The 6,830-nt window shown below is 60.5% G+C and carries 3 protein-coding genes and 1 pseudogene; 1 reads left to right on the forward strand and 3 read right to left on the reverse strand.

Features of this window, described 5'->3' with window-relative positions; translation table 11 throughout:
• Positions 1-136: 136 nt before the first annotated feature.
• Positions 137-620 (forward strand): annotated as a pseudogene (locus IV498_RS18355) (ATP-binding protein); the annotation flags it as partial.
• Positions 621-1,285: 665 nt separating this feature from the next.
• On the opposite strand, the gene IV498_RS18360 reads toward IV498_RS18355, so the two are convergent.
• From IV498_RS18360 to IV498_RS18370, 3 genes are read right to left on the reverse strand one after another with little or no spacing between them, the layout of a single operon-like run.
• Positions 1,286-4,060, reverse strand: coding sequence for an RHS repeat domain-containing protein (locus tag IV498_RS18360; protein ID WP_269048517.1), 2,775 nt, complete (start codon positions 4,058-4,060; stop codon positions 1,286-1,288).
• Positions 3,975-5,522, reverse strand: a complete 1,548-nt coding sequence (locus IV498_RS18365) for a hypothetical protein (protein WP_269048518.1) — start codon at positions 5,520-5,522, stop codon at positions 3,975-3,977. Before IV498_RS18365 ends, IV498_RS18360 begins: the two co-directional genes overlap by 86 nt.
• Positions 5,492-6,103 (reverse strand): recombinase family protein, encoded by a 612-nt coding sequence (locus IV498_RS18370; RefSeq protein WP_269048519.1) that lies wholly within the window; start codon positions 6,101-6,103, stop codon positions 5,492-5,494. Before IV498_RS18370 ends, IV498_RS18365 begins: the two co-directional genes overlap by 31 nt.
• Between the last annotated feature and the right edge of the window lie 727 nt (positions 6,104-6,830).

Below are 6,830 nucleotides of genomic sequence, written 5' to 3' on the forward strand. Positions count from 1 at the left end.
ACAACCGCTGGCGCCCACACAGCCACAACAAAGGACTCCCACCGACCACCGCAATGACCAATTTCAAGCCAAACCAGCAATCGCTGCCAACCGCTGCCTAACCAACAAGAAACCAGCCGACTGTCTCACATCCTTGACACACCTCAGTGGTTCCTGGATCGATGCCGGGGAGCCCCTGGTCCTGCTCGGGGATTCCGGCACTGGCAAAACCCATCTGCTCATCGGTTTGGGTACCGCCGCGGCCGAGCAGGGACGGCGGGTCCGATACATCACCACGGCGGCACTGGTCAACGAGCTCGTCGAGGCTGCCGACAACAAGGAACTATCACGGCTGGTCGCTAAATACGCGCGTTTGGATTCGCTTTGCCTTGACGAGGTTGGCTACGTCAAACTCGATACCCACGGCGCGGAGCTGCTTTTCCAGATCATCACTGCCAGGGAAGAACGGGCATCCATCGCCTGGCGCCTCCAACGCGAATTTCAGTGAGTGGGGCCAGACCTTCACCGATCCCCGCCTGGCGGCGGCCATCGTGGACCGGCTGACATTTAGAGGCCACATCATCAACACCGGAACCGATTCCTACCGCCTCAAAACCACACGCCAAGCGCAGAAAGGCTGACCGCCGCCGCAACCAGCGGCAAACACGCAAAAACCCCTACCCGGGGTGGGGCCAAAACAAGCGACAAACCCGGGGCCAAATCAAGTTGCTATTCCCACGCTCGACCCGATTCGGGATCTTAGCCGGTCCGCCGTCGTTGCTGCCGCCCATGAAATCCCACTGTAATGAGAACAGCCCCGGGGTACGAATACCGCACCGCCGGGGCGTGGTTATCTCCCGCGGTCTTGTGCAAGGGCCGCCACAAGTTCGGGTTCATCCGCCGCCTCCTGGTTGGCGCCGATGTAGAAACTCTCAGCCGACATCCGCAGCCATGTTCAGTTCAACATGGAGCCTGATGCGGCCACGGCCAGCGCCCACCCTACGAAAAACCAGCCATTTCAAGTTATGCCGTGGGGATTGTCATCAGGAACCCGGCTATTATGCCGATTATACATGTTGTCAGAAAAATTGAATATTGCTTTCTAGTCATTACCTTCTTACGAGTTAATAACTGCTGAACTCCAAAGGCTAGCTGTCCGATCACAGCAATTACCGCGAGGAGCATAATCCAGAAAAAAATGTTGTTCATCATTGCCGCCGCTTGGCTTTTTGACCTAAATAAGAGCCGTGTGGTAACTGGCCCCATGGCAGTTTGCGTATTACGAGTACCTCGAAATGCAGCAAGGTCATGGTACGAGTCCCTTTCTTACAAAATTCCCGGCGACACCACCGAGTACACCTGTAACGGCTCCCCCGGCACATGAACCGGCCACGTCCCCACCTGACGTGCTCTGTCCATTGATTCCGTTTCCGACTGCCTCGGAGACGATTCCGCCCAAGCACCCAACAACCAGCCCTCCGATTATGCCAGCAGGCGTGGTCTTGGTTATGGCGCCTACGACGACACCACCTACACCAGAAATAATTTCCCCGCCTACTCCGCCCCAAAAGTCTCCCCATGAGTACAAGCCTGTCGGGTCGGACGAATTAACAGGATCGGCGCCGGCGTATAGGTATGCGTTGGCTTCTTGGCCGGAGGGGTCGGTTTGGGTGAAGCGGCCCAGGGCGGGGTTGTAGTAGCGGGCACCGAATTTGGTGTATCCGGTGGTGGTGTCTTTGTAGCCGCCGGCGTATTGCCAGGGGTTGTTGGGGGCTTGGGTTCCGGTGGTGGTGGTGTTGCCCCAGGAATCGTAGGCGTAGGTGGCGGCCCTGGCTTGGGTGCTGTCGGTGAGCAGGATAACGGAGCCCAGGGTGTCGGTGGTGTAGTAATAGCTGCCGGCCGTGGTGCGCATGCTGATCAGGGTGCCGGCCGGGTCGCGGATGAACGCTGTGGTCGCGCCTGCCGTGGTTTGGGTGGTGATGCCGAGGCTTCCGTTGAGGAAGTTGGTGTTTCCGGATGTGGTGCGTTCATCGTTGCGCTGTCCGGCGTAGGCGAAGTTTGTGGTGCTGCCGCCGGTGGTGGTGGAGGTGACCTGGTCGAAGACGTTGAACGCGTTTGTTGTTCCGGCACCTCCGCTGGTGGTGTTGCCGTTGCCGTCATAGGTGTAGTTGGTGGCACCGGTGGGTGGGGTGCCGCAGCTCCCTGTTGAGGAGGCAGTCCAGCACAGCTGGTCGGCGGCGTTGTACGCGGAGTGGACGGTAGGTTGACCGGTTTTGGTGGCGGTGACCCGGTTGCCGTTCTTGTCGTAGGCCCAGGTTTCCGTGGTCGATCCCTGCACGGCTGAGGTGAGCCGGTTGAGTTCGTCGTAGGCGTACGTGGTGACTGCGTTGGTTTCGGTGGTGGTGGTCTTTTTCAGGGCACCATCTTTACCGGTGCCGCCGGTCGTGAAGGTGTAGGCGCGTTTGGCCAGGACAGTGCCGCTGCTGTTGGTGGCGGTGATGGCCGTGGTGCGTCCGGCGTTGTCGAACGTGGTCGTGTTCTTGACACCATTGGGGTAGGTCGTGGTCGTTCGGCGGTTGTTCTTGTCGTAGCCGAAGCCGGTGCATTTGGTGGTATTAGGGAAGGCCGGTGTGGCCGGGCAGGAGCCACCCGGCTCTGCCAGGGAGGTCAGCCGGTTCGCGCCGTCGTATTTGTAGGCCACCGTCCCGGTCGGATCAACGAAGGTGAGGATGTTGGAGGCACCGTCGTAGGCCAGATTAGTGGTGGTGGTTCCGGTTGTTTTGCTGGTGGCCCGGTTCTGCGCGTCATAGGTATAGGTGGTGGTGCCGGAAGCATCAGTGCGGGTGGCAACGTTGCCGTTGGCGTCGTAGGTGTAGGTCACGCAGGAAGCAGCAACGCAGCTGGAGCCGTAGCGGGTCTGGGTCAGCCGGTCGTTGGCGTCGTAGGTGTAGGTGGCGCTCTGGTTTTTGCCATCCTTGGTGGTGGTGACGCGGCCGGCAGCGTCAAAGGTGTTCGTGATGACGCCCAAGGGTGCGGGTCTGCCCAGGGTGATCGGGTTGCCCTGGGAGTCGTACCCGTGGGAGGTCGTGTTGCCCTGCCCATCGATGGTGCGGCACAGAGATCCGGGCTTTGCTCCACAGGTCGTGCCCAGAGTGTCGCCCTGATAGTAGTTCTTGATGGTCCCGGTCAGCCCCGGTTTTGTGGTGACGGAGGGGGCGTGGGTGTTCGCGTCATAGGTGACGGTCGTGGTTTTGCCTTCGCTGTTGGTTGCTGTCGCCGGCTGGTAGTTCGATAAGGGGTCCCCGGTGGTGGAGGAGTAGGTGAAGGACACATCTCCTCCGGATCCGCCTGCGGCCCCGGCCGGGGAGGTGATGCTGGTGAGGTTGTTGGTGGTGTTGTAGGCCGAGGTGGTCAGGTTACCTAAGCCGTCCGTGGAGGTGGTGTTGTTGTCGTGCTTGTCGAAGACGCCGGAGACGTTATTGCCGTTGGGGTCCAGCACGGATGTTACCTGCCGGGCCGTGTTGTAGGTGTAGGTCGCGGTTTTGCTGTTCGGGTCCTTCAACGTTGAGGTGGTGGTGCTGGGGTAGGCGGCGGTCCAGATGCTTTGGGCACTGGTACCGGAGCCGTAGGTGATTGTGGTGGCTTTATTGGCGGTGTCGTAGGTAATTGCCGTCGCTGTTGTGCGCCCGTCGGTGTAGGTGGAGAGCTTCCCGGCGGCCGTGTAGGTGAAGGCCGTGGTGATGCCGGTCGCGTCGGTGACTTTGGAGAGCCGGCCCTGCCCGCCGTTGTACTCAAGTGTGACGGAGCGGTTCAGGGACTGGTCGGTGATTTTTGAGGGCTGGTTCAGGTTCCGGGTGTCCTCATAAAGGTAGGAAACGGACCGGCCCTGAGTATCTGTTGTACCCGAGAGGACCCCATTGGTGTAGGTGTAGGAGATCGTGTTCGGGTTGGTGACGTTGGCGTCGATCGAGTAGGCCAGGGAATAATTCGACCCGTCATCGGTGTAGACGTTGACCACGCCGGAATCGTTGAAGCGGATCCGGTATTCGTTCACCCCGGGATTGGTCAGGGAGGCGTTCATTCCCGGGGGCATGGTGTACCCGCCGCCGGCCGCCGGGGTAAAGGTGTACCAGCCGGCCGTCAGGGGCGGTATACGTCACGTTCCCGGTGTCGGTGTTGACGCGCAGGGCTGATTCGATCCTGCCCACGTTCAGTGTGGGGCGGGCGTCGTTGAGGCTGTTATACCGCCAGGTAAGGTTCATGTCCTGGCCGACGCCGCGTACGTGCATCAGCCGGCCGGTCAGGACGACGTTGCCGTTGGTTGGATTCCAGGCCAGGCTGGCCGAGTCGGAGAGCTGGTGGCTGACCATGGACGCCGCTCCGCGTGATCCCGAGGACGCGCCATTGGCGCCCACCTCCGGGGGCAGGAGGTGTGCGTTGGTGAACCAGCCCTGAACATCAATACTGAGATCCGCTGGTGCGGTTCCCAGGTTATGAACAATGATTTTCCCATCCGTGGTCCCGGGCCGGACAACGATGACGTTGGAGACTGCGTCGGCTCCGGTATGGTAATTGACCTGGCTTTGCGGCTGCTCTGCCTCATCGGAGGGGTAGACACGGAACCACCCGGTGGTGGGGGCGCCTGAATTGAAGGCGGTGATGTTCATCGTGACACCGGCCAGTTCCGCGGACGCAGCCGGAAGGCCGTTAACCCCGGCGACCTGAACAGCGACGGTCCCCCCGGCAGGGATGGGCTGGCCGGGGCGGCTGTCGTAGATGCGGCTGGCGAGGGAGTGGTAGGTGCTGTCGCTGGCTTGACCGTCGAAGTAGCCTTCAACATCGATAATCACATCGACGGGGCTGGTGCTGTAGCCCACACGAAAAGACACCTGACCGGCCGCGTTCATATCCAGGGTGGTGCCAACACCGGTGGTCACTCCGCCACGGAAATGCAGTGGCGTGACCGGATCAGCAGCGCCACCCGGGTAGGGGTACAGGGTGGGGGTCAGGTTGTTAGGGTCTTGGCTGACGAGGATGACATTGGCGAATACCGCGCCCGCAGTGTCGGGGATACCGGCGACGTTTTTCAAAGTGACCGTTTTAACGTCACCGTCGACCCACTGCCCAGCCGGGATGCCCGTACCGTCACGGCTGTCGATGACCCGGCTGCTCGTAATCGGTACGTATCCGCCCGGAGCAGGTACGTCACCTGCAGTGAAATAGCCCTGGACTTCAATAACGTATTGCTGGGTGGAAGAGGTGCGCAGGGCGATCTTTCCATCTGTCCCGATCGGGACGATGGAGGTGTTGGAGAGAATATCGCTGTATCCGCTGTAGAGGTTCGTTGTCTGCGTGGTGGGGCGATCCGTGTTGGAGGCCAGCTGGGTCCAGCCATCTGTGCGTGAAAAAAGACCTGTCAATGTCACCACGACGGCTTTGGCGCCCGAGGTGGGGATCCCCACCTGGCCCAGAACCTGGATGGAGACCCACGTATTCGCTTGGACAGGACCTGTTACACCGCCGGTCCCATCCCGGGTGTCCACCAAGCGACCCTGCGTTTGGACCTGCGGTAGAAGGTTGCTCGTGACATGCCAAGGTCGCGTGCGACTTGTGCGGCCGGTGTCCCGCCTTTAACGAGGCGGAGGGCACTGTGGATCTGGCTGTCGGTGATGCGGCGGGGCCGGCCGCCGAGGTCTGTTCCGGCTTCTCTGCGTTTGCTGATGGAGTCGGTGACGCGTTCGCGTTTGATCTCGTGTTCCATTTGCGCGAGGGCGGCCATGATTGTGAACAGCATCGACCCCATGGGTGTTGCGGTGTCGACGTCGCCGCCGCCGAGGTTCAGGACGCGCAGGCCCGCGCCTCGGCCGCGGAGTTCGTCAGCGAAGGTGAGCATGTTCTGGGTGGATCGTCCGAGCCGATCCAGCGTCGTGATGACGAGGGTGTCGCCCTCGATCAGCGCGTCGAGTGCCCGATCAAACTGGGGTCGTGATGCTCGCGCCCCGGATACCCCGTGATCAATGTAGAGGTCATCGCGTCGGATACCGGCGGCCAGAAGGTCCGTCTGCTGCCGGTCGGTGGACTGCTGCCGCGTCGAAACGCGTGCGTAGCCGATCAGTTTCGTCATGGGCTGCTCCGAGGTGTCTTATAACTAACGGTGAATACACCGATTCAACCAGAAGGTTTCGAGACGTAGTTACGAGAATCGCCGGTCACGGACAAACCCACACCATTCCGCGAAAATTAGAGCATTGCCGCTACAGCGGTCGCCGGGTCGGTGAGACGTCTCGTATCCCTAGGGATACGAGACTCCAGGCTCATGGCGAAGAGGCGATTACTGGACATCTGCGGCTCCCGCTATTCAGCTACATTGTTGCTCCGAGTGTATGACGCCGCTGGGCTAGACATCGCTGGTTGGCTTCCGGGCGTTAGCGTGCGAATCGTCGATTGCGCTATCTGTGACATCCGATGCATCTCATCTACGAGATCACCGAGGGATGCGCTGTGGGCAAGCACCCAAAACTCGCTCGTTTGCGGATCAATTCTTCTGAAGTTTATCTCCGTATGGTCTTGGTTTTGTACGCCGATCGCGTTTTGTGGTCCGACGGTACGGTCCGCGAAGATCGTCGAACCGAAGAGAAGCCGCACGTCAAGGCGTTGGTCGATATGCTCAAGCGAGTTTCGAACCGTTCTGGCTCGAAGAGGTGTGAGGTGTGTCAAGGATGTGAGACAGTCGGCTGGTTTCTTGTTGGTTAGGCAGCGGTTGGCAGCGATTGCTGGTTTGGCTTGAAATTGGTCATTGCGGTGGTCGGTGGGAGTCCTTTGTTGTGGCTGTGTGGGCGCCAGCGGTTGTA

This window comes from Paenarthrobacter sp. Z7-10, from assembly GCF_026932795.1.
Lineage (GTDB): Bacteria > Actinomycetota > Actinomycetes > Actinomycetales > Micrococcaceae > Arthrobacter_M.